Annotated in this window: 22 protein-coding genes; 18 read left to right on the top strand and 4 right to left on the bottom strand. The window is 60.7% G+C overall.

Going from position 1 to position 26,358, the window contains the following annotated elements; all coding sequences use genetic code 11:
* Nucleotides 1-3: 3 nt before the first annotated feature.
* Nucleotides 4-486, bottom strand: a complete 483-nt coding sequence (locus FIU90_RS10030; RefSeq protein ID WP_152434621.1) for a copper chaperone PCu(A)C — start codon at nt 484-486, stop codon at nt 4-6.
* Nucleotides 487-689: 203 nt separating this feature from the next.
* On the opposite strand from FIU90_RS10030, the gene dnaK reads away from it, so the two are divergent.
* The 3 genes from dnaK to FIU90_RS10045 all read left to right on the top strand — a co-directional run bounded on the left by dnaK (nt 690) and on the right by FIU90_RS10045 (nt 4,791).
* Nucleotides 690-2,621 (top strand): molecular chaperone DnaK, encoded by a 1,932-nt coding sequence (gene dnaK, locus FIU90_RS10035; protein ID WP_152434622.1) that lies wholly within the window; start codon nt 690-692, stop codon nt 2,619-2,621.
* Between the two features lie 76 nt (nt 2,622-2,697).
* Nucleotides 2,698-3,837: a molecular chaperone DnaJ gene (dnaJ, locus tag FIU90_RS10040; RefSeq protein ID WP_152434623.1), complete on the top strand. Its 1,140-nt coding sequence runs from the start codon at nt 2,698-2,700 to the stop codon at nt 3,835-3,837.
* 66 nt (nt 3,838-3,903) lie between these two features.
* A complete protein-coding gene (locus FIU90_RS10045) occupies nt 3,904-4,791 on the top strand; it encodes an MBL fold metallo-hydrolase (RefSeq protein ID WP_152434624.1) in 888 nt (295 codons plus the stop codon).
* A 3-nt stretch (nt 4,792-4,794) separates the two neighbouring features.
* Here FIU90_RS10045 and FIU90_RS10050 read toward each other — a convergent pair whose 3' ends face one another.
* Nucleotides 4,795-7,113, bottom strand: a complete 2,319-nt coding sequence (locus tag FIU90_RS10050; RefSeq protein ID WP_152434625.1) for a patatin-like protein — start codon at nt 7,111-7,113, stop codon at nt 4,795-4,797.
* Between the two features lie 72 nt (nt 7,114-7,185).
* On the opposite strand from FIU90_RS10050, the gene radA reads away from it, so the two are divergent.
* From radA to rnr, 10 genes are all read left to right on the top strand, one after another.
* A complete protein-coding gene (radA, locus tag FIU90_RS10055; protein ID WP_152434626.1) occupies nt 7,186-8,553 on the top strand; it encodes a DNA repair protein RadA in 1,368 nt (455 codons plus the stop codon).
* Nucleotides 8,554-8,564: 11 nt separating this feature from the next.
* Entirely contained in the window at nt 8,565-9,104 is a 540-nt protein-coding gene (locus tag FIU90_RS10060; protein ID WP_152434627.1) for a CvpA family protein, read from the top strand.
* Between the two features lie 4 nt (nt 9,105-9,108).
* A complete protein-coding gene (locus FIU90_RS10065) occupies nt 9,109-9,534 on the top strand; it encodes an iron-sulfur cluster assembly scaffold protein (RefSeq protein WP_152434628.1) in 426 nt (141 codons plus the stop codon).
* 74 nt (nt 9,535-9,608) lie between these two features.
* Complete coding sequence (locus FIU90_RS10070) at nt 9,609-11,273, top strand: MFS transporter (RefSeq protein ID WP_152434629.1); 1,665 nt, start codon at nt 9,609-9,611, stop codon at nt 11,271-11,273.
* A complete protein-coding gene (alr, locus tag FIU90_RS10075; protein WP_152434630.1) occupies nt 11,257-12,309 on the top strand; it encodes an alanine racemase in 1,053 nt (350 codons plus the stop codon). The genes FIU90_RS10070 and alr overlap by 17 nt, the downstream gene beginning before the upstream one ends.
* 66 nt (nt 12,310-12,375) lie before the next feature.
* Nucleotides 12,376-12,951, top strand: a complete 576-nt coding sequence (phaR, locus tag FIU90_RS10080; protein WP_152434631.1) for a polyhydroxyalkanoate synthesis repressor PhaR — start codon at nt 12,376-12,378, stop codon at nt 12,949-12,951.
* Between the two features lie 47 nt (nt 12,952-12,998).
* A complete protein-coding gene (gene proS / locus FIU90_RS10085; protein ID WP_152434632.1) occupies nt 12,999-14,543 on the top strand; it encodes a proline--tRNA ligase in 1,545 nt (514 codons plus the stop codon).
* Between the two features lie 27 nt (nt 14,544-14,570).
* Nucleotides 14,571-15,170 (top strand): DUF805 domain-containing protein, encoded by a 600-nt coding sequence (locus FIU90_RS10090; RefSeq protein ID WP_172970241.1) that lies wholly within the window; start codon nt 14,571-14,573, stop codon nt 15,168-15,170.
* Nucleotides 15,171-15,209: 39 nt separating this feature from the next.
* Nucleotides 15,210-16,616, top strand: coding sequence for a M28 family peptidase (locus FIU90_RS10095; protein ID WP_172970242.1), 1,407 nt, complete (start codon nt 15,210-15,212; stop codon nt 16,614-16,616).
* A gap of 40 nt (nt 16,617-16,656) precedes the next feature.
* Nucleotides 16,657-18,954 (top strand): ribonuclease R, encoded by a 2,298-nt coding sequence (gene rnr, locus FIU90_RS10100; protein WP_152434634.1) that lies wholly within the window; start codon nt 16,657-16,659, stop codon nt 18,952-18,954.
* Between the two features lie 71 nt (nt 18,955-19,025).
* On the opposite strand, the gene FIU90_RS10105 is transcribed toward rnr, so the two are convergent.
* Complete coding sequence (locus tag FIU90_RS10105; RefSeq protein WP_152434635.1) at nt 19,026-19,475, bottom strand: universal stress protein; 450 nt, start codon at nt 19,473-19,475, stop codon at nt 19,026-19,028.
* Nucleotides 19,476-19,591: 116 nt separating this feature from the next.
* Between FIU90_RS10105 and FIU90_RS10110 the strand changes: the two genes are divergently transcribed.
* The 5 genes from FIU90_RS10110 to FIU90_RS10130 all read left to right on the top strand — a co-directional run bounded on the left by FIU90_RS10110 (nt 19,592) and on the right by FIU90_RS10130 (nt 23,683).
* Complete coding sequence (locus FIU90_RS10110) at nt 19,592-21,004, top strand: 2-oxo acid dehydrogenase subunit E2 (RefSeq protein WP_152434636.1); 1,413 nt, start codon at nt 19,592-19,594, stop codon at nt 21,002-21,004.
* Between the two features lie 7 nt (nt 21,005-21,011).
* Nucleotides 21,012-21,473, top strand: a complete 462-nt coding sequence (locus FIU90_RS10115; protein WP_152434637.1) for a hypothetical protein — start codon at nt 21,012-21,014, stop codon at nt 21,471-21,473.
* Between the two features lie 39 nt (nt 21,474-21,512).
* A complete protein-coding gene (locus tag FIU90_RS10120) occupies nt 21,513-21,854 on the top strand; it encodes an acyl-CoA thioesterase (RefSeq protein ID WP_370515203.1) in 342 nt (113 codons plus the stop codon).
* 216 nt (nt 21,855-22,070) lie between these two features.
* A complete protein-coding gene (gene lpdA / locus FIU90_RS10125) occupies nt 22,071-23,483 on the top strand; it encodes a dihydrolipoyl dehydrogenase (RefSeq protein ID WP_152434639.1) in 1,413 nt (470 codons plus the stop codon).
* Nucleotides 23,483-23,683: a hypothetical protein gene (locus FIU90_RS10130; protein ID WP_152434640.1), complete on the top strand. Its 201-nt coding sequence runs from the start codon at nt 23,483-23,485 to the stop codon at nt 23,681-23,683. Before lpdA ends, FIU90_RS10130 begins: the two co-directional genes overlap by 1 nt.
* Before the next feature lie 24 nt (nt 23,684-23,707).
* Here the strand turns inward: FIU90_RS10130 and FIU90_RS10135 are convergent, their stop codons facing one another.
* Nucleotides 23,708-26,293, bottom strand: coding sequence for a bifunctional diguanylate cyclase/phosphodiesterase (locus tag FIU90_RS10135; protein ID WP_172970243.1), 2,586 nt, complete (start codon nt 26,291-26,293; stop codon nt 23,708-23,710).
* Nucleotides 26,294-26,358: the final 65 nt, after the last annotated feature.

Raw genomic sequence — 26,358 nt, forward strand, 5'->3', positions numbered from 1 at the left:
CGCTCAGCTTTCGTCCCCGGCGGCGCGCTCGTCACCCGCGGCGAGAATGTCCGCCTCGAAAGTGTGAGTCCCCCCACCCGAAACGGTTAGCGTCACTTCGGCTTTTCCTCCCGGCTGCAATTCGGGCGAGGGCTCGAATACCATCACGTGCAGGCCGCCCGGTTTGAATTCGACTTTGTCGCCCTTTTTTATGGCGACTGGCAGAGCATCCATCATCTGCACTTTGAAATCATACTCGCCATAGTCATGCATGGAGGTGCTACCCGCCTGTGCGACTTCTGCCTTGCGGATCGTAAGCCCCCGGTCGCCATCGTATTTGAGGTCGAAATAGACCGCAGCCGGATTGCCCTCGACCGCGTTGAGCACCATGCGAGCATTCTCGATGCTCATGCCCGGCACAACGCCCTCGACTTCGGCAGACGCTTCCGGCTCGCTGCTGCACGCGCCGAGTATTGTAGCGCTCCCCAACGCCGCCGCGATTGCCATAATTTTAAAATCGCGTCCCGATTTCATTGCTGTTTTCACTTTGTCGTCCCCTCTTTGGATGGCGCGAAAACTAGTGCGGCCATTCCCTTGTGCCAAGCAAAACCGCACCTATATCCGCCTCATATTCGAGCCGCAGAGGTGCTTTGCCTGATGGGAAGTGCCGAAACGCGGTGTCCAACGACCTATGAATGAATGGGGTAAAAATGGGAAAAGTAATCGGTATTGACCTCGGCACCACCAACTCCTGTGTGGCAGTGATGGATGGTGGCAAGCCCAAGGTTATCGAGAATTCCGAAGGTGCGCGCACGACGCCTTCGATCGTTGCCTTCACCAAGGATGGTGAGCGTCTAATCGGTCAGCCGGCCAAACGTCAGGCGGTGACCAACCCGGACAACACGCTGTTTGCTATCAAGCGTCTGATCGGTCGCCGGTTCGACGATCCGACGACCAAGAAGGACATGGAGCTTGTTCCTTACAAGATCGTCAAGGGACCGAACGGCGATGCCTGGGTCGAAGCGGGCGGCGAGAAGTATTCTCCCTCGCAGATCAGCGCGTTCATCCTTCAGAAGATGAAGGAAACCGCCGAGAGCTATCTTGGCGAGCCTGTCACGCAGGCGGTGATCACGGTTCCTGCCTATTTCAACGATGCCCAGCGCCAGGCGACCAAGGATGCAGGCCAGATCGCCGGCCTCGAAGTGCTGCGCATCATCAACGAGCCGACCGCGGCCGCGCTCGCCTACGGCCTCGACAAGGACGAGAACAAGACCATCGCGGTCTACGACCTTGGTGGCGGTACGTTCGACATCTCGATCCTCGAGGTCGGTGATGGTGTGTTCGAAGTGAAGTCGACCAATGGCGACACCTTCCTTGGTGGTGAAGACTTCGACAGCGCGATCGTCGAATGGCTGGCCGACCAGTTCAAGAAGAAAGAGAACATGGATCTGCGCAAGGACAAGCTTGCGCTCCAGCGTCTCAAGGAAGCGGCGGAAAAGGCCAAGATCGAGCTTTCGAGTTCGCAGACGACCGAAATCAACCTGCCGTTTATCACCGCGCGCATGGAAGACGGTTCGTCCACGCCGTTGCACCTGGTCGAAACGATCAGCCGTGCCGACCTTGAAAAGCTGGTGGGCGGCCTGATCGACCGCACTCTGGAACCGTGCAAGAAAGCCCTGGCCGACGCCGGCGTTTCCAAGGACGATATCGACGAAGTGATCCTGGTCGGCGGCATGACCCGCATGCCCAAGGTTCGCGAAGTGGTCGAGAAGTTCTTCGGGGCCAAGCCGCATACCGGTGTGAACCCCGATGAAGTCGTGGCCATGGGCGCTGCGATCCAGGCCGGCGTGTTGCAGGGCGACGTCAAGGACGTGCTGCTGCTCGATGTGACCCCGCTGTCGCTCGGCATCGAAACCCTGGGCGGCGTCTTCACCCGGATGATCGATCGCAACACGACGATCCCGACCAAGAAGACGCAGGTCTATTCGACCGCCGAAGACAATCAGAACGCGGTGACGATCAAGGTCTACCAGGGCGAGCGCGAAATGGCCGCCGACAACAAGTTGCTCGGCAATTTCGACCTCGTCGGGATCCCGCCGGCACCGCGCGGTGTTCCGCAGATCGAGGTGACCTTCGACATCGACGCCAACGGCATCGTGTCTGTCTCCGCCAAGGACAAGGGCACCGGCAAGGAACAGACCATCAAGATTCAGGCATCGGGCGGCCTGTCCGATTCCGACATCGAACAGATGGTCCAGGACGCTGAAAAGTTCGCGGAAGAGGACAAGAAGCGCAAGGCTGCCGCAGAAGCGCGCAACCAGGCCGACAGCCTCGTCCACGCGACCGAGAAGCAGCTCGAAGAGCACGGCGACAAGGTCGACGCATCGACCAAGTCGGCAGTCGAGGAAGCGCTTGCCGCGACCAAGACCGCTCTCGAAGGCGACGATGCCGACGAGATCAGCGCCAAGGCGCAGGCCCTTACCGAAGCGGCCATGAAGATGGGCCAGCAGATCTACGAGCAGGAGCAGGCTTCCGCCGCCTCTGAAAGTAGCGATGCAGGCGCAGACACCGCCGAGGAACCGGCCGACGAAGAAGTCGTCGACGCCGAATTCTCCGAGGTCGACGAAGACAAGAAGGGCTGAAGTCCCGATGGATAACTCAACCGCCGCTGGTGCATATCGCGCCGGCGGCGGTTAGGTTTCTGGTAGGCGACGACCTATGGCAGCTACTCAGATCGATTATTACCAAACGCTCGACGTGTCGCGGGATGCCGATGGCGCCGCGATCAAGAGCGCGTATCGCAAGCTCGCGATGAAGTATCATCCGGATCGCAATCCGGACGATGCCGAAGCCGAGGCGAAATTCAAGGCGTGCAACGAGGCTTATGAGTGCCTCAAAGACCCGCAGAAACGCGCGGCTTACGACCGATACGGGCATGAAGCCTTCACCAACGGCATGAATGGCGGTGGAGGATTTGGTGGCGGCAATGGCCACGGTGACTTTGCCGATATCGGCGACATATTCGAAACGATTTTCGGAAGCGCATTCGGTGGTGGCGGCGCGCGCCGTCAGCAACAGCGCCGCGGTGCCGACTTGCGCTATGACATGCAGGTCACGCTCGAAGAGGCGTTTCACGGCAAGAGCACCGAGATCGAGATCGAGGTTTCTCAGCAATGCGAGACCTGCGATGGCTCGGGCGCGACTCCCGGGACCGGAGAACGGACCTGCAACCTGTGTCACGGACAAGGTTCGGTACGCGCCAAGCAGGGACTGTTCGTAGTCGAACGTCCATGCCCGACCTGCGGCGGTCGCGGGGTTGTTATCGAGGATCCATGCGGCGAATGCCGGGGCGAGGGCCGCGTCGATCGCGCGCAACAGCTTGAGGTGGAGATTCCGCCTGGCGTCGACACCGGCACGCGCATTCGCCTTTCGGGCAAGGGTGAGGCGGGCCAGCGAGGCGCGCCTCCTGGCGATCTGTACATTTTCATCCACGTCAAACCGCACACGCTGTTCGAGCGCGAGGGTACCACGCTGGCGACGCGTATACCCGTAAGCTTCACGACCGCCGCGCTGGGCGGCAGCGTCGACATTCCTGACCTCGATGGTTCGACCAACACGGTCGACATTCCGGCAGGTATCCAGTCGGGCAAGCAATTGCGCGTTCGCGGTGCGGGCATGCCCGTGCTGCAAGGGCGTGGTCGCGGCGATCTCGTGGTCGAAATCATGGTCGAAACGCCGACCAAGCTTTCGAAAAAGCAGAAGGAAATCCTACAGGAGTTCCGTGAGACAGAGACGGGCGACGAATGCCCCGAGAGTCGCAGTTTCTTCAGCAAGCTGAAGGACGCTTTCGGGGCCTGACAGGTTCAGAGCGCGCTCGACAGGCTTGCGATCGGGGTCTAGCCTTTCGATAGAGAGGAGACCCCGATGAAACGCTTGGCCGCATTTGCCCTCGCTTCAACCATTGTCCTGTCCGCACAGGCTTCCGCACAGCGAAGCCTAGAAGAAGTCGAGGTCACATCCGAGGAGATCGCGCCGGGTGTGGCCGTACTTTACGGCGCGGGTGGCAATATCGGCGTGAGTTACGGCGAGGATGCCACCGTCATCATCGACGATCAGTTTGCCGAACTGACCGAGAAAATCGAAGCGGCGGTGGCAGAGCTGGGCGCGCAGCCCATCAAATATGTCGTGAACACGCATTGGCATTTCGACCACGTCGGCGGGAACGAACACTTCGGTCGTGCGGGCAAAACGATTTTCGCTCACGATAATGTCCGCGTCCGAATGGCAGAAGGCGGGACCGTGGTAGGCAATGAGACTCCGCCTGCTGCCAAGGAAGCTTTGCCGATAGTCACATACGGGCAGGGAATGAGGTTTCACCTTAACGGCGACACAATCAACCTGATGTATCTCGGCGGTGGCCACACCGATGGCGACAGCGTGGTCATGTGGGAGGACAAGAACGTCGTCCACATGGGCGACCTCTACATCACGATCACAAGCTTTCCATTCGTCGACGTGGGCTCGGGCGGAAACGTCTACAACATGATGGGCACGCTCGATCTCGTGCTCGAGATGATCGATAATGACACCAAGGTGATCCCCGGTCACGGCGCCATGTCGAACAAAGCGGAACTTGCCGCCTATCGCGCGATGATCGGCGAAGCGGTCGAGCGGGTCGAGGCAATGCGTGAAGAAGGGGCATCGCTCGCTGATACGGTCGCGGCGAAACCGCTTGCCAGCTTCGATCGCGAAGGGGGCTTCGTAAGCGGAGACGCCTTCGTCACCGCGATCTGGAACAGCATGGACGACTGACATTCAGCCCATCCGTTCGATCACTTCCGCGCGGATCTGGTCGAGCAATTCTCGCTCGCAGCGGCCAACTTCAAGCTCTTCCTCGATGATGGCGAGGAAAGCGGCGCGCTTGAAGTCGTGTAGGGATTCCGGCTGCACCCCGCCATCGACGGTCGAGCACACGAAATCGACCATCCGTTCCGCTCCGTGGAGCCGTCCCCAGATGTAATCGTTTTCCCGGTAGTCCCGGCTGAAGAACGCACCGAAATTGTAGAATTCGATACCCCGCAAGGTCGCCATCGTACCGCCTTCGCGGATCGATCTCGCATCGTCGGGCGAGATGCGATCGACCTTCACAGGATTGTACTCGGCAAGCCGGTCGCTTTGCACAAGCGGCAGTGTCGCAACGTCGTAAAACGGAAAGCCGAGATAGGTGAGCAACATCCGGCGTTTGAGATTCTTGGGCATCTCCTCCAGCGCTTCGGCAAGGAGGCGTTCGGCTTCGAGGTCGGTTTCTGGCAGGAGGCGCTTGGTCTCGAGGTAATCGAGTACAGCGCCCGGATCTTCGAGTACGTTGCGCGCCCGGCGTTTGAATTCCTCGCTCACCCGCGCGCCATCGTCGGCGGCGAAATAAAGACCCAGAATGTCGTATATCTTTCCGCGTGCGACATCGAGTGCATCGTCCGGAATCTCCGGATCGATTTCCCAATCGCGTGAAAGACGGCGGGCGAGTAATTGCAATCGGCGGATGCGGAAACCAATGTCGTGTGCGCGGAAGAACTGGATGGCAGCCTCGTTCGCCCCTCCGCCATCCTCGGTCAGCTTATCAAGTCCGCGCTCGGCGAGTTCGCGGCGCAACAGTTCGGCAATGAGACTGTGCTCGGCCAGCATCAATTCCGGCGCGGCCCCGTTCGTCAGTTCGGCTAACCGATCGATAATCGCAGTGAACTTTGTCTGAGCGTAAGAGCCGAACGCATAACCCGCGCGCTCGGCAGCGGCCTGCTGCGCTTTCGCTCGCCAGTTGCCGAGCCGTTTGGGCGTTGGGCTATCGAGGAAAAACGTGAGGCCGAACAGCTTCTCGACCGCGCGGTCGATCTCCGGTCGCAGTCCCATGACGATTCGTCGCAGCCGCTCCGCATCGCGCGATTGTTGCTCGATCCTTTCCAGATCGTCGCGGATCGGTTGCTCCCGCGGAATGGTCGATAGGGAACCGAAAATTGCGCCGAAAAAGCTCACTTCCTTATCGGGATCATTCCCGACAGAATTGCCCTTCGCCGGTCGCGGCTCGATGTAGACAAAGCGCCGGTCGACCTCCCGCTGGGAAGTCCGCATGCTGAGCGCATCGAGGGCAGCGCCGAACGGCGCGTTCACCAGCACCGACCCATCGATCAGAGCGACGCTGTCTACCGTTCCGTCCCGCACATGAACCGGCATTATCCGCTGGAGGAACGCTCCGCGTGAGGCCCAATGGTGGTTGTTGGCCTTCGCGACCCGATCGATTTCTCGGAGTGTTACCGGCGGAAATGCCCCGGGGAAGCTGGCGGTGGAGCGCGCCGCCATGACCAGTTCAAGAGGATCGGCAAGTTTCTCGTGGCCCGGCTCACCCACCTTCGCACGAAAGCTCATCGGCATCCGGTGCTCGGTCTCTTCGACAATGGGCGGCGAATTCAGCCTGAGCATCTCGCTATGACCGCGAAAGTCGGTTGCGGTAACGAAAAGGTCCACGGGATGGCCCACAGGAACCAATGGAGGTCCGATGTCGCTGGAAGCCATGCTCTCCAGCGCATCGAAAAGCATGTCGGAGAAGTGATCACCGGAAAAGGGCGGGCTGAACCAGCGCCCGCGGACGAGGCGCGAGACCTTGTGTCGCACTTCCGCGCGGGTTTCTGGCGAAACGCTTTCAGTCACCGCATTGCCCGGACGGCTGAGCACCCATTCGGCAATCGGCTGCGCCCAAATTTTGGCATAGCGCCACATCGGCTCTGCCTTCGGATCGGTGAGCTTGCTCACGTCGGCATTCTCGAGCCACAGGTCGGTTAGGGGCTCCAGCGACTGACCCGAATGAACCGCTTGAGCCAGGAAGATTGCGTTGATCCCGCCCGCGCTCGCGCCCGTCAGGATATCGGGCAGTATGCGGAGTCTCAGATCGTGATCGCGTTCGATCCGAGCGATCATGTCGCGGTACACCATGGCGCTTGCCGATAGACGCGCTTCGACCGGCGCATGGTAACACCGGCTCGCCCGCGCAAGGTGCCAGACCTCCTTCGTTACGCCATGCATGTATACCGCGAGGCTGACCCCGCCGTAACACACAAGAGCAAGCCGCAATTCCTTCTGACGCATGGATATTATCTGTGCCGTGGATAGCCTGCGTTTGCAATTGCGTTCCGTAAATGTTCTCGATAATGGCGGGGGATGGCGAAGAGCAAGAAGCGGTATGTTTGTCAGGCATGCGGAAGCGTAACCCCGCGTTGGCAGGGGCAATGCCCGGACTGTGCGGAATGGAACTCGCTTGTCGAAGATGCGCCAGCGACCGTCTTTTCACAGAAGCATGACCTTTCGCGCGGCGGGCGCGGGATCGAGTTCGTACCGCTCAACAAACCGACGGAATTGCCCGTCCGGAAATCGACGGGGCTCGCAGAATTCGATCGCGCGCTCGGGGGAGGGCTGGTGCCCGGTTCTGCGGTGCTGATGGGCGGCGATCCTGGCATCGGAAAATCTACGCTCTTGCTCCAGACCGCAGCGACCATCGCGCGCGGCGGGAACGATGTTGTCTATGTCAGCGGCGAGGAAGCTGCCGGACAGGTCCGCTTGCGCGCAACGCGGCTAGGCGTGGCCGATGCGCCGATCCGGCTCGCCTCGGAAACGTCGGTGCGCGATATCCTGACAACATTAGGGCAGGGCGAGCCACCGGCGCTTCTGGTGATCGACTCCATCCAGACTATGCATTCGGATACGATCGAGGGCGCCCCCGGCACTGTGAGCCAGGTGCGGGGCTGCTCACTCGAACTGATCCGCTATGCCAAGGAAAACGGGACAGCTTTGGTGCTGGTCGGTCATGTGACCAAGGACGGCAACATCGCCGGGCCGCGTGTTCTCGAACACATGGTCGACGTGGTGATGAGTTTCGAAGGGGAGCGCAGCCACCAGTATCGCATCCTGCGCGCACTCAAGAACCGTTTCGGAGCGGTGGACGAGATTGGAGTGTTCTCGATGGCGAGCGAGGGGCTGGAGGAGGTCGCCAACCCTTCCATGCTGTTTCTTTCAGGCCGTGACCAGCCGCTTGCAGGCAGTGCGGTTTTTCCCGCGCTCGAAGGCACTCGCCCGGTGCTCGTCGAAATCCAGGCGCTCATCGTCCGGCTGCAATCGGGCGCGACGCCGCGACGTGCGGTCGTCGGGTGGGATAGTGGCAGGCTTGCCATGTTGCTTGCGGTTCTGGAATCGCGGTGCGGGCTGAACTTCAGCTCGGCAGAAGTATATCTGAACATTGCGGGTGGTTACCGGTTGGCTGACCCCGCGGCCGATGTGGCAGTGGCAGCAGCGTTAATATCGGCGCTCGCTGACAAGCCATTACCCGACAAGGCGGCATGGTTCGGCGAGGTTTCGCTCGCCGGGGAAATCCGGCCGGTGGCGCATTCGGATTTGCGCCTGCGCGAGGCGGCAAAGCTCGGTTTCACCAAGGGCTTCGGCCCATCCGATGCGAAGACCGGTTCGTCGAAGCTCAATTATCGCGGATTGGGACAACTTGCGAACCTCGTTGACCATGTGATGGGCAGCCAATAACCCTCCGCTACATGACGTTGTTCGACATAATCGTGCTGCTTTTCGTCGGGTTCGCGGCGATTGGCGGCTTCATGCGGGGGCTGGTACAGGAAGTCCTGTCGCTCGCGGCGTGGATCCTTGCAGCTTTCGCGGTGTACTATCTCCATGACCTCCTGACAGAGGCTCTTCGAAACATTTACGACGCTGAACCGGCAACCCCGCTGCTCGCATTCGTCCTGCTTCTGCTCATTCCTTATGCGGCGATGCGTGTCATCGCGAGCAATGCGGGCGAAGCATCGCGCAATTCCATCCTTGGCCCGATCGACCGTGTGCTCGGTTTTGGATTCGGCGCGGTGAAAGGTGCGCTCATTGTCGTCTTCGCATTTTCGATCGTCGCGCTCGGCTTCGATACCATCTGGGGTTACAAGGGCCGCCCGACCTGGATTACGACGGCGCGCACGTACCCGGCGGTGGATGCCTCGTCCAAGCAACTGGTCCAGATGATTGCAGAACGTCGCGCGCAATTGCAGCGCGAACAGGATGCGAGAAGCGGCTCCGGGCTGCAAGAGTAGGGCGATGGCGCAGGCCCCGGGTGCCAAGCTGTACTCGCCGCGCTTGCTGGCGTTATCGGCAGCACTCGCCGATTTTCCCCTCGATCCCGGCCTCTCCCGCGTTGCCGAAGCGCGATCTCGTACCTGCGGTAGCACCATCGCGTTGGGCATCGACACGGATCCATCGGGCGCGGTCGCACGCATTGGAATGCGCGTCAGCGCGTGCGCGGTCGGGCAGAGCTCTGCTGCGATTCTCGCTCTGGAAGCGCGGGGCAAGACGGCCACCGATTTTGACGAGGCCCACGCCCAAATCGCTGGCTGGCTGGAGGGCAGGGGCGAGCTTCCCGATTGGCCGGGTTTCGACGCACTCGAAGCCGCGCAGCCTTACAGCGGCCGTCATGGTGCGTTGCTGATGCCGTGGAAGGCCGCGCTCGAAGCGCTTTCCACCTGAACCGGCAGCGGCTAGGACTTTGCGCTGACAGGAAAAGCCCGGGTTACAAGGGCGATAAGGGGATCTGAGGGAACATGGCAGAAGCACAGGCGCTCGCGGACCGGGAGCCCACCGAAAACGAAATCAAGCTCGTTATCGGCGCATCGAGCGCCGGGACCATTTTCGAGTGGTACGATTTTTTCATCTACGGCACGCTCGCCTACATCCTGAAAGACGCATTCTACGATGTCGACGATCCGACGCTTGGCCTGCTGCTCGTCTGGTCGACCTTTGCCGTGGGTTTTGCTTTCCGGCCGATCGGGGCAATCCTGTTTGGTTTTCTCGGAGACAAGCTGGGGCGCAAATACACGTTCCTCGTGACCGTGACATTGATGGGGATCGCAACAGCCGGCGTCGGTCTGATCCCGACGGTTGGGTATCTCGAAGAGAACTACGGCGCGAGCTACGTGGTTATTGCGCCAGTTGTCGTAATCTTCCTTCGCGTGCTGCAGGGGCTCGCCTTGGGCGGAGAATATGGTGGGGCTGCGATCTACGTCGCGGAACATGCCCCTCCGGAAAAGCGCGGCTTCTACACCAGCTTCATTCAGGCAAGCGTTGTCGGCGGTTTTGTCCTGTCAATCATCGTGGTGCTCCTGTGCCGCTTCATCATCCCGGAGGACGACTTCAACTCTTGGGGCTGGCGCGTGCCGTTCCTGCTGTCGATCATTCTGCTGATCATCTCGCTCTGGATGCGCTTCAAGCTGTCCGAAAGCCCGGTGTTCAAAGCAATGAAAGAGGAGGGAGAGATTGCAGGGAATCCCTTCGTCGAAAGCTTCACCTATCCGGGCAACAAGAAGCGCATTTTCGTCGCGCTGTTCGGGGTCGCGGGTATCCTGACGACGATCTGGTACACGGCTTTCTTTTCCAGCCTCTCGTTTCTTAAAGGCGACATGCGGCTCGACGAGCTGACGGTTGAGATTATCCTGCTGATCGCCGGCCTCACTTCGATGAGTTTCTACCTCGTCGTTGGCAAATGGTCGGACAGGGTGGGGCGCAAGAAACCGATCATCATCGGTGCCCTCGCAACACTTGCGCTGTTGTTCCCGATTTTCTGGACGATGGGCAGCCTTGCGAACCCCGCGCTTGCCGAAGCGGCCGAGAGGAACCCGGTGGTCGTCACAGGCACGCAATGCGTCACCGATCCATTTGCCGAGCTTTTCGACCGCGAACAGACCGATTGCGGCAAAGTGTTGAGCACCCTGACGGCAAGCGGAGTGTCTTACACCGTAATCGAAGGCGGCGAACTGGGCGTAACGGTATCGGGCGAACCGATTCCGATAGCGCCGGAATGGCTGGAGGATGGCGCCGCGCGGACAGCTGGCCTCCAAAATGCTCTCAGCGAATATGGCTTCGATTTCTCCCGGCAGATTCCGCCAATAGCGAACATCATCGGCATTATCGCGATGCTGCTGGCGCTCGGCGTGCTCTCGGCGCTGACCTACGGATCGGTCGCGGCGCTCCTTTCGGAAATGTTTCCGCCGCGTATCCGGTACTCGTCCATGTCGATCCCGTACCACATCGGTGCCGGCTATCTCGGTGGGTTCCTGCCGCTGATATCGGGGATCATCGTTGCGAGCACCGGTAATGTCTATTCGGGCCTCTGGTACACCTGGGTTGTCGTCGCTTTCGGCGTGGTGATCGCGTGGTGGGGCCTGCCGGATGGGCCGCCAAGAGACTTCGCCGATGAAGTCGGCACCTGAAGCGCCCCCACCCGCACATCGCCTGCGGATTGACGCGGGAGCACTGGCGCATAATTGGCGCGCGCTCGATGCGTTGTCGGGCGAGGCTGCTGCCGGAGCTGCAGTCAAGGCGAACTGTTACGGCCTCGGCGCTGATCAATGCGTGCCCGTGCTGCGTGACGCGGGGGCAGAGGTGTTCTTCGTCGCTCACTGGAGCGAAGTGGCAGGCATCATTGCGCATGTTTCTCCCGAGCAGGTGGCGGTTCTTCACGGTCCGATGACACAGCAGGACGTGGCGTACGCCCGAAGCACGGGCGCAATCCCGGTTATCAATTCGATCGAGCAGGCGCAGCGATGGAATGAGCATGGCGGCGGCCCATGCCATCTGATGATCGATACCGGCATCAACCGGCTTGGGCTTCCTCCCGGTCAGCTGGGTGAACCTGCCGTCCAGGCGCTTCGGGTCGATACACTTATGTCCCATCTGGCATGCGCGGACGAAGACAGCGCGATGAATGCGCAGCAGCTCGCTTCCTTTCGTGCGGCCATCGGCATGGTCGGGCATGAACGATTGAGCCTGGCAAACAGCGCAGGAATTGCCCTTGGCCGCGAATTCGCGTTCGATCTGACCAGGCCAGGGCTTGCACTTTTTGGCGGTGTGCCGCGCCCGGAACTGGCCGATACGATCCGGCAGGTGGGCCATATCGAGGCTGCCATCATACAGGTGCGCGACATAAAGGCCGGAGACAGCGTCGGTTACAACGCGCAATTCACTGCCGATAGAGCGATGCGCGTTGGCACCGTTGCACTGGGTTACGCGGACGGGTTCCTTAGGGCGAGGGGTAAAGGGTGTTCGTTTCTCAACGAAGACCGCGAACTTCCCTTGCTCGGGAAAGTCTCGATGGACATGGTCGTCGTCGATCTCGCAGCTGCACCAGATTTGCGTGAAGGCGACTGGTTGGAAGTGCCCTTCGACTTACCCGATGCTGCGCGGCAAAGCTCTGTTTCGCAATATGAATTGCTTACCGTTCTTGGACAGCGTTTGCGCGGCGCCTAACGCGATGTTGCGCTGCACATTGTGCGAGTGCTAAGACCCGTAAAACAGCACGACACAGGGGTCAGGATGGCACGCAAGTCAGATACCGCTTCCGCAAGCGAAGCCGGCGATACGATCATCATCAAGAAGTACGCGAACCGGCGGCTCTACAACACCAGCTCTTCGAGCTACATCACGCTTGATGACCTTGCGAAGATGGTGCGCGAAAACGTCGAGTTCGTGGTTATCGATGCGAAGTCGGGGGACGACATCACGCATTCGATCCTGACCCAGATCATCATGGACGAAGAAGCGCACGGCGAGCAGATGCTTCCCGTTAGCTTCCTGCGCCAGCTGATCGGGATGTACGGCAATTCGATGCAGTCGCTGATGCCTTCCTATCTCGAAGCCAGCATGGCGAATTTCCGGCAGAACCAGTCGAAGATCCGCGAAGCTTTCGAAAAAGGCATGAGCGCAGGTCCGCTTGCCGCCATCCATGAAACCAACATGGCGATGATGCGTGCAGCTGCGGAAACCTTCATTCCGGGGCAGAGGAAAAAGCCGCCGGAGCCGACGGCGGAGAAGAGCTCGCAGGCCGAAATCGAGGCATTGCGCGAACAGATGGCCGTCATGCAAAAGAAGCTGGACGACTTGAGCAAGTAGCGGCAAGGCCGCGAGCCGACCCAGCCACCCAAAGCAGGAATGACCCAGTGTCCAATATCCGCCACGCCTTGCCCGTGAAGCGCGAAGACGATTTCGCGAAATGGTATCAGGAAGTCATCAGTGCCGCCGACGTGGCCGAGGAATCGGGCGTGCGCGGCTGCATGGTCATCAAGCCGTGGGGCTACGGCATCTGGGAACGTGTACAACGTCTTATGGATGACCGGATCAAGGCAGCCGGTGTTCAGAACTGCTATTTCCCGCTCTTCATCCCTCTTGCCAACTTCGAACGCGAGGCCGCGCATGTCGAAGGCTTTGCAAAGGAAATGGCAGTCGTCACGCACCACCGCCTGATTTCTGACGGGAAGGGCGGGTTGATCCCCGATCCCGAAGCGAAGCTTGAAGAGCCGCTCGTCGTTCGCCCGACTTCCGAGACAATCATCGGCGATGCCATGGCTCGCTGGATTCAGTCATGGCGAGACCTGCCCTTGCTGACAAACCAATGGGCGAACGTCGTGCGTTGGGAAATGCGTACACGCATGTTCCTGCGCACCAGCGAATTTCTCTGGCAGGAGGGCCATACGGCACACGCGACCCGCGAAGAGGCGCTTGAAGAAACCCAGCGCGCGCTCGAAATGTACCGTGCGTGCGTTGAAGAGGATCTCGCGCTGCCTGTGATTGCGGGTGAGAAACCCGAAAACGAGCGCTTTCCCGGCGCGGTCGAAACGTGGTCGATCGAGGCCATGATGCAGGATGGCAAGGCGCTGCAAGCGGGCACGTCGCACTACCTCGGCACGAATTTCGCCAAGGCTGCCGGGATCCAGTACCAGGACCGCGAGGGTACCCAGCAATTCTGCCATACGACCAGCTGGGGAACCTCCACCCGCATGATCGGCGGTGTCATAATGACCCATGGCGACGACGATGGCCTGCGCGTTCCGCCCCGTATCGCGCCGCACCAGATCGTAATCCTGCCGATGCTCCGCGAGAAACCAGAGGATGCTGCGATCCTGTCGTACTGCGAGGAGCTCCGAGCCGCGCTCGCCGAACAGTGGTGCATGGGCGAGAAAGTCCGAGTGCTGCTTGACAAGACACCAGGCAAGGCATCGGCCAAGCGATGGGATTGGGTGCGTAAGGGCGCGCCGGTCGTACTCGAAGTCGGCCCGCGCGACATGGAAAATGGGAAGGTCGCCGCGATCCGCCGTGACCGCCTATGGAACGCCGAAACCGGGAAGCTCGCGACTGCGTTCCCGGCAAAGGACGAGTTCGTGGCAGGTGCTTCCGCTCTGCTCGAGGAAATCCAGCACAATCTTTTCGCCGAAGCGCGCGAACGCCGCGATGCCAACATTACACGCGGCGTGACCGATTGGGGCGAGGTGCAGGACTTCTACAAGTCGAACGGAAAGTATCCGGGCTGGGTCGAGGTCCAGTGGTCGAAACCGACCGGTGCGGCGCTCGAGAAAGTTGTCGAGCAGCTAAAGGGTGAAAGGCTCACGATCCGCAACGTGCCGCGCGATGCCGAGCCTGCCGATGGCACCTGCATCTTCACCGGCGAGCCGGCGGTCGAAAGGGTGCTGGTCGCTCGCGCATACTAGGCAAATTAGCGAGGGCAGGGGGGCATCGTGCTGAATTCGATCAAGTACAACCTATCGCATCTCACCGACTTTTCCGGTCGGGATGCTCGGCAAACGTTCTGGTTTTACGTCCTGTTCCTGGTGATCGTGAATTTCGCGATCGGCCTGATCAGCTCGATCCCGCTCTACATCGGAATGGCGGGCCAGCTTATCGATGCAGCCTCCTCCGGTTCATCGGGCGCGGACCGGGGTGACGAGATCGCCGCCGGGATGGTTGAAAGCATGTCGGGCTATATCGAAACACAGGCCTGGATTGCAGCAGCGGTTGCGGTGGTCATGGTCGGTCTGTTGCTCGCATCGTTCGTCAGGCGTCTCCACGATGGCGGGTTTCCGGGCTGGATCGCCGCGATACCGGTCGCGACCCAGCTGTTCACAGCAGTCTATAACATCATGGTTGTCGACGATGTGATCGCAATCATGGGCGACATGATGAAGCCGGAAAACCAGGCTAACGCGATGGCGATGCAGGCGGAAGTTGCGCCCTACAGCTGGGTCGCTTGGATTGGATATCTTGTCGTGATCGGCTTCGGCGTTGTCGGGTCCAATCAGGGACCGAACAAATATGGCGGCGAGCCGGTTCGACACTGACACTTGCGCGCAGGCGACGTGCGCGGCACAGATGCGCGCATGATCAAACGCATCGCACTTGCCGCCGCCTTATTCTCGACCCCGCTAGCCGCCGACGATCACACGTCCCCCGCCACGGACGACCAGCTCGCGGAGCAAGTGTCCGAAGAGCGCCTTCGCGCCGACATGGATACGATCGTAGGATTTGGCACGCGCCACACGCTTTCCTCACAAACCGATCCCGAACGCGGCATCGGCGCTGCGGTCAATTGGGCGCTCGAAGAATTTCGCCGCATCGGTTCGCGCTGCGACGATTGCCTCGATGTCCAATCGGTCGAGCGCGTGGTCGAGCCAGACGGCCGCCGCATTCCCGAACCCACACTGATCCGCAATGCAGTTGCCATCCAGCGCGGGACCGAGCGACCCGACGAGGTCATCATCGTGCAAGGGCATTACGACAGCCGCGTCACCGATCCGCTGAACGGTACCGACGATGCGCCCGGCGCAAACGACGATGGCTCGGGCAGCGTCATGATCCTCGAAGCGTCGCGCATCCTTTCGCAGCAGCGATACCCCTCGACCATCATTTACGCATTGCTGACGGGTGAGGAGCAAGGCCTATACGGCGCGCGCATTCTCGCCGACTGGGTCGAGGAACAGGGCATGACGGTAAAGGCGGTGCTCAACAACGACATGATCGGGAGCGCATGTGGATCAGACGGCTATTGCGACTTCGAACACGTTCGCGTGTTTTCCGAAGGGCCGCGTGCGGATTCGACCGAGCGGCTGCGCGCCCGCCAGCGCCGTTTCGGCGGAGAAAACGACATGCCGGGTCGCAATCTTGCAAGATGGCTGGGCGCTGTCGCGGCGGCTAACCCGACAGGTATGCAGGTTCGCCAGATCTGGCGCACAGACCGGATGGGGCGAGGCGGTGACCAGATACCGTTCCTCGACAAGGGATATCCGGCCCTGCGCATCGCGGTTTCGGTCGAGGATTACGAGCACCAGCATCAGGACTTGCGCACGGAAAACGGCGTCACCTACGGCGATACGGTGGATGAAATCGATTTCGATTATCTGAAGCGTGCCTCGCAACTCAACGTCCGCGCCCTGCACCTGCTCGCCCTATCCCCAATGCCTCCCGCCGTCACGGCTGATGCTGCGGTAAGGGTCGATACCGCGCTCCGCTGGGACAAGGTCGAGGGCGCCGATCGCTACGTGATAAAGGCCCGCCGTACCGACGAGCCCTATTGGCGCAAGGTGATGCCCCATGGCACCCGTGGCGAGGACATTCGCGACATTGTAACCGGCACCGATGAGCCGAAGATCGCAATTGCCGTCCCACTTCGCGGTGATGATTGGCTCTTCGGCGTCTCGGCCTGCAATGGCCAGTATTGTTCGCCCGTTTCCAGCGCCGTCCCTGGTGGTGCATTCGAACCGGTGGCAAGGCCGGCCAACGACGACTAGCGGGTGACAGCGACTGAGCACTCGTTCATAGGGCGCGCATATGGCGAAACGCTCCCCCAAACGCCCTGCCGGCATGCCCACGCGCGAACAGGTGCTCGAATTCATCCAGACCTCGGATACCCCGGCGGGCAAACGCGAGATCGCCAAGGCGTTCGGTCTCAAAGGGCAGGAAAAAATCGCGCTCAAGCGATTGCTCAAGGACATGGCCGAGGAAGGCCTGATCGATGGCAAGAAGACCGCTTATCATCGTATGGGCGGCGTACCCAAGGTCACCGTTCTGCGCGTGATCGAGATAGAGGATGGCGAACCGATCGCGATCCCCGACAACTGGTCGCCCGATTCGCCTGAGAAACCTCCGCGTCTGACATTGAAAGAACAGAAGGGGCGGGGCGGGAAGCGTGCGCCGGCACTAAAACGCGGCGACCGAGTTCTCGCCCGGACCGAGGAGCGCGAAAGCAGTTGGGTCGCGCATCCAATGAAAAAATTGCCCGCGCGCACGGAAGGCCTGATGGGCGTCGTGGAAATCGATGGAAGCGGGCAGGCATGGCTCGCCCCCGTCGACAAGCGCGTGCGCAACTCAGCCAAAATCGTCGATATCGGCGAAGCGAATGCGGGCGAACTGGTAATCGCCGAACGGGTTGGGCGCTCCGAATGGTCGGGCGTGAAGGTCATCGAGGTCGTCGGTGACCCGATTGCGCCGAAGAGCTTCAGCCTCATTGCCATAGCCAAGCACGGCATACCGCACGTTTTCCCCGATGCCGTGCATGAAGAAGCGCGCCGCGCTGCCAACCTCAAACTGTCCGAGAGTAAACGCGAAGATCTTCGAGATTTTCCCATCGTCGCTATCGACCCCGCCGATGCGCGTGACCATGACGATGCGATCTGGGCCGAGCCGGACGGGAAGGGTGGCTTCAACGCCCTCGTCGCCATTGCCGATGTTAGCTTTTATGTCCGCCCCGGCTCTGCTCTCGACAAGGAAGCGCGGAAACGCGGCAACTCGGTCTATTTCCCCGACCGCGTCGTTCCGATGCTTCCCGAAATCCTCTCCGCCGACGTTTGCTCGCTTCGCGAAAACGAGGACCGCGCGGCGATGGCCTGCCACTTCCACATCGACGCCGAGGGCAAGGTCGATGACTTCCGCTTCAGCCGCGCCATCGTTCGCATCCATCACAACATACCCTACGAGGACGCGCAGGCTGCGATCGACGGTGGCAGTCCGCCTCAATATCTCGAGCATCTATGGGCCGCGTGGCGGGCGCTCGAGGCTGCGAGACACAAGCGCGATCCTTTGGAACTCGAACTGCCCGAGCGCCGGGTAGTTCTGAACGACGAGGGCCAGATTGCGGAGATCGCCATCCGCGAACGGCTCGATGCTCACCGCGTGGTCGAGGATTTCATGATCTCGGCCAACGTTGCCGCAGCCAAGGCGCTTGAAGCCAGGAACTCGCCGGTGGTCTACCGCGTCCACGAACCGCCAAGTCGCGAGAAGCTGATCGCGCTTCGCGATTACCTCCAGACCATGAACCGCAAGCTTGCATTGGGGCAGGTCATCACGCCGAGCCTCTTCAACCGCATGCTCAAGGATGTTTCGGACGAATCCGAAAAGGCACAGGTGATGGAGGCTGTGCTACGCACACAAACCCAGGCCTATTACGGTCCTGCCAATGCGGGGCATTTCGGCCTCGCTCTCGGCTCGTATGCGCACTTTACCTCGCCGATCCGACGATATGCGGACTTGCTCGTGCACCGCGCCTTGGTCGATGCCTACAATCTTGAGCAACCCAGACCGCCGGGTTCGCTGCCCGACACGACCGGGCTATCGGACAAGGACCGCAAGAGCCTGCAGGAAATTTCCGACGCCATCAGCCAGACCGAGCGGCGTGCAATGGAGGCCGAGCGCGACACGATTGACCGCTATGTTGCAGCGTGGCTTTCGGGCAGGGTAGGCGAGACTTTCGAAACGCGTATCACCGGCGTGCAGGGCTTCGGTTTCTTTGCGACCATCGTGGGCCTGGGTGGAGACGGACTGGTGCCGATTTCGACGCTGGGCGGAGAATACTTCCGTCACGACGAGGCGGCGCAGTCGCTTATTGGCGAAAAGTCGGGAACGACCTACTCTCCCGGCGACCGGCTCGAATTGAAGCTCGCCGAAGCCAATCCGTTGACCGGCGCTCTCAAATTCGTTTTGCCGGATCAGGACGCGCAGGCGATCGATAGTCGCGGAGGTCGACCCCCGGCGAAAAGGCGGGGGCAGGGTGGTCCCAGGAAGGGCAAGTACACCACCGGCAAGCGAGGGCGCCCGGGAAATATCCGCCATCAGGGGCGCAAGCGAAAATAGTGACGCAGCCTTTCGGCGGCAGACCTCGGTTACATCAAGAGAAATGATTACCCGAGCCGCGAAACGCTTTCCTAGGCGTGATCGCTGTCTTTTTCGTCGTAATTGGCGGGGATGATGTAAAGCGGGCACGGCAGCTCGCCCGCATGTGATGAAAAGTGCGTGACGAGAGGGCCGGGTGATCCGCCCTTCGCCGCTCCCAGGATCAACGCCGCAACTTCGTCATGCGTGTCCAGAAACTCGCTGACGATCTTCTGGCCGTTGCCGATCTTGACCGAGATCGTCGGCATTATTCCGCTCTCCGCAAGAAGATTGCCCGCCACAGCATGCGCTAGCATTTCGGCACGGTCGCGCGCTTCCTGCTCGATCGTTGCCTGCACGGTCCCGAATGCATTGAAATTCTGTTGCGGGACCAGAGCAAGGATATGCACCGCGCCATCGACCGCAGCCGCGCGCCGCGCCGCAAAGCGCAAGGCTGCACGCGATTCCTCGCTATCGTCCGTCACCACCAGGAATGTGCGCATCGTGGCCCTCCTTTGCGGGCTATCCAATCAAATGGTTTCGTATGCAAGGTCTTGCCCGAAGCCTGTGGATTCGTCACAGACGTAGCGGAAACGTCGCAAGAGGGACCGACACGTCAATGCCGATAGAAATCAAGATGCCCGCGCTGTCTCCCACCATGGAAGAAGGCACGCTCGCCAAGTGGCTGGTGAAGGTCGGGGATACGGTTCAGTCGGGCGACATCATGGCCGAGATCGAGACCGACAAGGCGACGATGGAATTCGAAGCGGTCGATGAGGGCACTCTGGCGGCGATTGTCGTCGATGAGGGCACGGAAAACGTCGCTGTCGGCACGGTGATCGCGCTGCTTGCCGAGGATGGCGAGGACGTAGGCGATGTGAGCGCGCCCTCCGGCGAAGCGGTGCCAACACCAGCACCAACACCTTCTCCCGCGCAATCGGACGGAGGGCCCGCCGCCACGCCGACGGCACGAAAGCTCGCCGAGGCCGAGGGTGTGGACCTTGCGACAATCGAGGGCACCGGCCCCAAGGGCAAGATTACCAAGGGCGATGTCGAGGGTGCGATTGGCGGAGGCAGCGCGCCAGCGCCGTCGCCAGCGCCTGCTCCAGCCCCGGCGCCCGCACCTGCGCCCTCTGGTGACCGCATAATCGCTTCGCCGCTTGCCAAGCGTATCGCCGAGCAAAAAGGCATCGACCTTTCCAAGGTGACAGGCACCGGACCCAATGGTCGCATCGTCAAGGCCGACGTCGAGAGCTTCGAACCGGGCGCCGCCGCCGCGCCATCGCCTGCCGCGGCAACACCGGCTCCTGCGCCCGCAGCCCAGCCCGCCACGGAATATGACGCGCCGTACGAAGAGCAGAAGCTCAACAATGTCCGCAAGGTCATCGCGCGCCGCCTGACCGAGGCGAAGCAGCAGATCCCGCACATTTACTTGACGGTCGATGTCCGGCTCGATCCGCTGCTGAAGCTGCGCAAGGAACTCAATGCATCGCTCGAGGCGGACGGCGTCAAACTCTCGGTCAACGATCTCATAATCAAGGCGCTTGCCCGTGCATTGCAGCGCGAACCGCAATGCAATGTCTCGTTCCAGGGCGACGTGATGCATCAGTATTCGCGGCAGGATATCTCCGTGGCAGTCGCGGCTCCTTCGGGCCTCATCACCCCGATCATCCGCGATGCCGGGCGCAAGGGCCTGGCCGAAATCTCCACCGAGATGAAGGATCTCGCCGGCAAAGCGCGCGAGGGCAAGTTGCAGCCGCACGAATACCAGGGCGGCACGGCCTCGCTTTCCAACCTCGGCATGTTCGGCACCAAGCAGTTCGACGCGGTCATCAACCCGCCACAGGGTATGATCCTCGCGGTCGGTGCGGGCGAGCAACGCCCCTATGTGGTGGATGGCGCGCTCCAGGTCGCGACTGTTATGAGCGTGACGGGCAGCTTCGACCATCGCGCGATCGATGGTGTGGACGGCGCGAAACTGCTCGACCAGTTCCGCAGCCTGATCGAAAACCCGATGGGATTGGTGGTATAGCGGGGCCATGGCCCGACTTACTTTCCTCTTGATTGCCGCCGGACTGTCTCTTTCGGCGTGCTCCGGCGATGCCAGCGACCGAGACTCCGCCGGCGGCCCGACCGCGCGAACATTGCCCGAAGTTGCAGCCCAGCCCGTCCGAATCGGCTTCGATGGACCGCGCTTCGATGCCTGCGCCGGTTATGGAGTAGTGACCAACCTCAACCCGCGCGGCGACAATTACCTGTCCGTGCGCGCCGCTCCCAATGGCAATGCTGAGGAGATCGATCGGCTTGGCCCGAACAAGGGTGTTTCAATGTGCCAACAGGTCGGGAACTGGATCGGGGTTGTCTATGCTGAGGAAGGCGAGGAGGGCGAGGGCATCGACCGCTGCGGCACCGGCTCACCAGTTCCTAACGTGCGCGTCTATGAAGGTCCGTGCAAATCAGGCTGGGTTAACGAGAACTTCGTCGAGCTGGTTGCGGGATAGACGTTGCAAAATCGCGATCCCCTCATCCGCGCGACGGCGATGCCGACCGATCTCAACCCCTATGGTGGGGTGTTCGGCGGGTGGCTCATGGCGCAAATGGCGCTTGGCGCTGGGTCGCTTGCGAGCCGGGTAGGGAAGGGCAAGGCGGTGGTCGTCCACGCGACCGATTTCGCCTTTCCGGGCGCGATGGAAGTGGGCGACGAGCTCAGCATCTATTGCGAAATCGTGAGGACCGGGAATACCTCGCTCACCATCCTTGCCGAAGGCTTCTCGCGCGAACGCAATGGTGATGCGACAACCAAGGTTTCGCAAGGCACGTTCAAATTCGTCTTGCTCGATGAGAATGACAGGCCGCGTGCGGTCTCGGAGACAATCGCATGAGCATTTTCCTACATTGCTTGGCGAGGGTAGCCTCCACGGCCCGCGAGACGCATTGCGTTGCCCCCGAAAGCGCGTTCGTGTTGGATAAGTGTCAACTTCGCATTTTTGAACCAAGTATCTGATTGCAAGAGAAGAAATGTCGAACATCTTGGGTGAGACAGTGTCAACTTTGTCAACTTCGACCGATCTCTCCATTACCTGAAGGCTGATTGAAGAATGTCCAATTCCTACGATGTGATCGTCCTCGGCTCGGGTCCCGGCGGCTATGTCGCCGCGATCCGCTGCGCTCAGCTGGGCCTGAAGACCGCGATCGTCGAGCGAGAGAATCTCGGCGGCATCTGCCTCAACTGGGGCTGCATCCCTACCAAGGCGATGCTGCGCTCGGCCGAGATCAAGCACTACATGGACCATGCGAGCAGCTACGGCCTCAAAGTCGCAGGCGCGATCGAGGCCGATCTCGATGCCATCGTCAAGCGCAGCCGAGGGGTGGCGAAACAGCTCAACCAGGGCGTTGCGCACCTGATGAAGAAGAACAAGATCGCCGTTCACATGGGGGAGGGCACGCTGACCGGCGCGACCTCGCTGACGGTGAAGGGCGACAAGGGTGAGGAGAAGCTCACCGCCAAGCACGTAATCGTCGCTACCGGCGCTCGTGCGCGCGACCTCCCATTCGCGCCTGCCGACGGAAAGCGCGTTTGGACCTACCGCCACGCAATGGTGCCGCCCGAAATGCCGAGCAAGCTGCTGGTGATTGGATCGGGTGCGATCGGCATAGAGTTTGCGAGCTTCTACAACGACATGGGCGTCGAAGTTACCGTCGTCGAGATGCTCGACCGCGTCGTGCCAGTCGAGGACGCGGACGTTTCGACGTTCCTTGAGAAGAACCTCAAGAAGCAGGGCATGACTATCATGACCGGCGCGGGTGTCGAAGACCTGAAGGTTGGCGACAAGGGCGTGACTGCCAAGATCAAGGACAAGTCGGGCAAGGTCGATACGAGCGAATTCAGCCACGTGATCGTCGCGATCGGCATCCAGCCCAACACCGAGAATATCGGGATCGACAAGCTCGCGGAAATGGATCGCGGGTTCATCCAGATAGACCCCTATGGTCGCACCAAGACCAAGGGCTTGTGGGCCATCGGCGACTGCACGCCGGGGCCGTGGCTCGCACACAAGGCGAGCCATGAGGGCGTCACCTGCGCCGAGGCGATTGCGCAGGATCTCGGCAATAAGGACGTCCACCCGCACCCGCTCGACCGCAACAACATCCCGGGCTGCACCTATTGCCACCCACAGGTCGCCAGCGTCGGCATGACCGAGACAAAGGCGAAGGAAGCGGGATACGAGGTCAAGGTCGGCAACTTCCCTTTCATCGGCAACGGCAAAGCCATCGCGCTGGGCGAGGCGGAGGGTTTCATCAAGACCGTGTTCGATGCGAAGACCGGCGAATTGCTCGGCGCGCACATGGTCGGGGCCGAGGTAACCGAGCTGATCCAGGGTTACACGGTGGGCAAGCAGCTCGAGACGACCGAAACAGAGCTGATACAGACGGTATTCCCGCACCCGACGCTGTCCGAAATGATGCACGAAAGCGTGCTCGACGCCTATGGCCGGGCGCTCCATTTCTGATGGGGAAGGGCGAGGATGAAGGGAGCGACCCTTTCCTCACGAAAGAGGACCTGATCGCTCATATGAAGGGCAAGATGTTTCCCAAGGGGAAGCAATTCGCGCCCTCGCTCGTCATGTGGGGCGATCCGCATGGCGAGGAGCACGACATCGACAACCTCGAACATATGTCGAAGCCCGACGACGATGAATTGGAAGATTAGGCCAACAGTCTGCTGGCGTGCGCTTTAAGCGACCTTGCGATTATCCTCGCCCGGTTGCTTTCTCTCGAACGAAGTCTCCGAGGGCCAGCCGAAGTAGTAACCTTGGAAGCAGGTGCAGCCAAGTTTGCGCATCGCTGCGGCTTGTTCGTCCTGCTCGATGCCTTCCGCGGTCACAACCATGTCGAGCGTGCGGGCGAGAGAGACGATCGCGGTCACGATTGCCTGGCTCTTCACTGAGCCACCCGATGCGGCCTGGACGAATTCGCGGTCGATCTTGATCATCGAGAATTGCATTTTCTCGATGTAATTGAGCGAAGAATATCCGCGTCCGAAGTCATCGAGGGCGAAGGAGACACCAAGCTCGCTGAGGCTCTTGATCAGAGATTCAAGTTCTTCGTCCATCTCGAGAACGACGCTCTCGGTGATCTCGAGCAGCAGGCGATCGGGCGAAAGTCCACTCGAAGCGAGCGCTTCAACGACCGTGCTCAGGAAACCGCGGTGGGTTAGCTGGAGCGCCGAGACGTTGACGCTGAGCTTGACGTGCTCCGGCCAGGTCGTCGCCTTCTTGCAGGCGGTCCGCAAAAGCCATTCGCCGAGCGGCTCGATCAGCAGGGCCTCTTCTGCGATCGGAATGAAGGTGCTGGGAGGAACCGCGCCACGCTCCGGGTGGGTCCAGCGCATCAACGCTTCGTAACAGCGTACGCTGGTGCCGTCGCTGTTGACGATAGGCTGGTAGGAAACCGAGATTTCGCCGCGCTCGAGTGCATGGCGGAGGTCGAATTCGATCTGCGCACGCTCTTCGAGCTCGCCGCGCATCGCCTGTCGATATGTGACGAAGGTCCCGCGACCGCGATTCTTCGCTTCGTACAGTGCAAGGTCGGCATTGGTCATCAGAACACTGGTTGAAGAGCCGTCGCGGCCGATTTCGGCCATGCCAATCGAGGCGCCAACAGTAACGTCCTTGTCCTCGATGTCGTAAGGTGCGCTTACCTTTTCGATGATTGCACCAGCGATTACACCGGCTTCCTCGAGATTGCTCGGGTGCGGGATGAACAGGCCGAACTCGTCACCGCCAAGGCGACCGATAACTGCGCGTTCGCCGGCAGCCTCGCGGAAGCGCTTCGCAACTTCGACCAGCAGTGCATCGCCGACGGCGTGACCGTATACGTCGTTGACCTGCTTGAAGCGGTCGAGGTCGATGAGCATAAGGACGCCGCGCTTGCCGTCTTCCATGCATCCCTTTGCTTCACGGTCAAGCAGGTGGCGGAAGTGGTCGCGGGCGAACAGGCCTGTCAGCCCGTCATGCTGCGTCACATAGGTCAGCTTTTCGTTGGCCGCCTTGATAGCCGCACGGTTGCGGTTGACGGTCCGCAAGATCGCGAGTGCGATCAGGAAGGCGAAAATGACAAGCGCGATGCCGGTCGAAAGAAGGTAGTTCTGGTTCTGCGCGGTCGCGAGACGGGCCTCGTTGGCTTCCTTTTCCGCTGAGAGCTTGGAAATGCGCAGCTCGCGGTTTTCAGCATCGAAACGTGCGCCAAGCAGTGCGTTATTGGCCTGCGCGGAGAGATCGCGCGCCTGACTGTCGATTCGGTTGAATGCGGCCATATGCTCTGCGGCAAGGCGGTATTCGCCGGTACGCGAATAAACCTGGTACGCGGTTTCGTGGAAATCGCGGAAATAGGGTGAGGTTTCGGACAGATCCTGATCGCGGAATGCGAGGCCCATATGCCTTTGCGCTGCGGAAACATCGCCGCGCTCGTAAGCCACCTGGGCCTTGACACCGTGAAGGAAAGGCACCCAGTCGGGAGCCTCGCGTACGGCAAGACGCATTCCTTGGGCAACGCTCTGTTCGGCTGCAGCCAGCTGTCCATTTAGAAATTGGGTCGACGCGATGTTGGTTAGGATCCGCGCCTCGAGCATCTGGCTGCCCATCTTGCCCGCAACAGCGAGGGCGAGTTGGAATTCCTTTTCCGCCTCGTCGAAACGGCCAAGTTCCTTCAGTGCATTGCCGCGGTTGTTGTGAGCGGAAAGCGAAAGCGCATTGTCCTCCGGGTAGACCGTCGTGGCTTCGCGGTAATAGCTCAGGACCCGCTCGTAGTCGCGCGCATCCGAATAGAGCGAACCCATGTTCTGAAGCACGATCGCCTGGCTACGGGCTTCGCCCAAGGCCTTGTATCGGTCATGCGCCATCTGGAAGCTCGAAAGCGCTTCACCATACTTGCCGTTGGCGGCCTGCAGGCCAGCCTTCGATCGCAGAAGGTCTGCCAGGAGCTTTTCCTCCGGCGCGATACGTGCCGCTTCGGCAAGCGCTTCTTCTATGATCTTTTCGGCTTCGGGCGCGCGGTTGAGACGCATGAGCGCCTCGCCCTGCAGCCATTTCGCTGTCAGTCTCGCAAGCGCTGGGTCGTCCTTGCTAGTGTCTGCCTGTTTTTCCGCTTCGAGGGCCGATTTGAGCGCGGCAGCTGAATTGCCCATCATCTGCGACTTCGCAGCGCTAATGCTCTTTTCGTAAGGCGTTGGGGTAGGGGCGTCCTGTGCGGCAACGATTGCCGGGCTCGCAAGAAGAAGCGCAGACGCAAGAATTGCGTATGTTTTTGCATTCCCCTTCATTAGAGCCCCCATTCTTTGCACCTGGCGCTTGTATACAGCCCGCCCATTGTTCGCTGGTAAGCGAG

Source organism: Erythrobacter sp. THAF29, assembly GCF_009363635.1.
Taxonomy (GTDB): domain Bacteria; phylum Pseudomonadota; class Alphaproteobacteria; order Sphingomonadales; family Sphingomonadaceae; genus Erythrobacter.

Bases quoted from the DNA above. Each gene is read 5' to 3' on its own strand.
- FIU90_RS10030 (WP_152434621.1), bottom strand. From the start codon at position 486: ATGGCAATCGCGGCGGCGTTGGGGAGCGCTACAATACTCGGCGCGTGC.
- dnaK (WP_152434622.1), top strand. From the start codon at position 690: ATGGGAAAAGTAATCGGTATTGACCTCGGCACCACCAACTCCTGTGTG.
- dnaJ (WP_152434623.1), top strand. From the start codon at position 2,698: ATGGCAGCTACTCAGATCGATTATTACCAAACGCTCGACGTGTCGCGG.
- FIU90_RS10045 (WP_152434624.1), top strand. From the start codon at position 3,904: ATGAAACGCTTGGCCGCATTTGCCCTCGCTTCAACCATTGTCCTGTCC.
- FIU90_RS10050 (WP_152434625.1), bottom strand. From the start codon at position 7,113: ATGCGTCAGAAGGAATTGCGGCTTGCTCTTGTGTGTTACGGCGGGGTC.
- radA (WP_152434626.1), top strand. From the start codon at position 7,186: ATGGCGAAGAGCAAGAAGCGGTATGTTTGTCAGGCATGCGGAAGCGTA.
- FIU90_RS10060 (WP_152434627.1), top strand. From the start codon at position 8,565: ATGACGTTGTTCGACATAATCGTGCTGCTTTTCGTCGGGTTCGCGGCG.
- FIU90_RS10065 (WP_152434628.1), top strand. From the start codon at position 9,109: ATGGCGCAGGCCCCGGGTGCCAAGCTGTACTCGCCGCGCTTGCTGGCG.
- FIU90_RS10070 (WP_152434629.1), top strand. From the start codon at position 9,609: ATGGCAGAAGCACAGGCGCTCGCGGACCGGGAGCCCACCGAAAACGAA.
- alr (WP_152434630.1), top strand. From the start codon at position 11,257: ATGAAGTCGGCACCTGAAGCGCCCCCACCCGCACATCGCCTGCGGATT.
- phaR (WP_152434631.1), top strand. From the start codon at position 12,376: ATGGCACGCAAGTCAGATACCGCTTCCGCAAGCGAAGCCGGCGATACG.
- FIU90_RS10095 (WP_172970242.1), top strand. From the start codon at position 15,210: ATGATCAAACGCATCGCACTTGCCGCCGCCTTATTCTCGACCCCGCTA.
- rnr (WP_152434634.1), top strand. From the start codon at position 16,657: ATGGCGAAACGCTCCCCCAAACGCCCTGCCGGCATGCCCACGCGCGAA.
- FIU90_RS10105 (WP_152434635.1), bottom strand. From the start codon at position 19,475: ATGCGCACATTCCTGGTGGTGACGGACGATAGCGAGGAATCGCGTGCA.
- FIU90_RS10110 (WP_152434636.1), top strand. From the start codon at position 19,592: ATGCCGATAGAAATCAAGATGCCCGCGCTGTCTCCCACCATGGAAGAA.
- FIU90_RS10115 (WP_152434637.1), top strand. From the start codon at position 21,012: ATGGCCCGACTTACTTTCCTCTTGATTGCCGCCGGACTGTCTCTTTCG.
- FIU90_RS10120 (WP_370515203.1), top strand. From the start codon at position 21,513: ATGCCGACCGATCTCAACCCCTATGGTGGGGTGTTCGGCGGGTGGCTC.
- lpdA (WP_152434639.1), top strand. From the start codon at position 22,071: ATGTCCAATTCCTACGATGTGATCGTCCTCGGCTCGGGTCCCGGCGGC.
- FIU90_RS10130 (WP_152434640.1), top strand. From the start codon at position 23,483: ATGGGGAAGGGCGAGGATGAAGGGAGCGACCCTTTCCTCACGAAAGAG.
- FIU90_RS10135 (WP_172970243.1), bottom strand. From the start codon at position 26,293: ATGAAGGGGAATGCAAAAACATACGCAATTCTTGCGTCTGCGCTTCTT.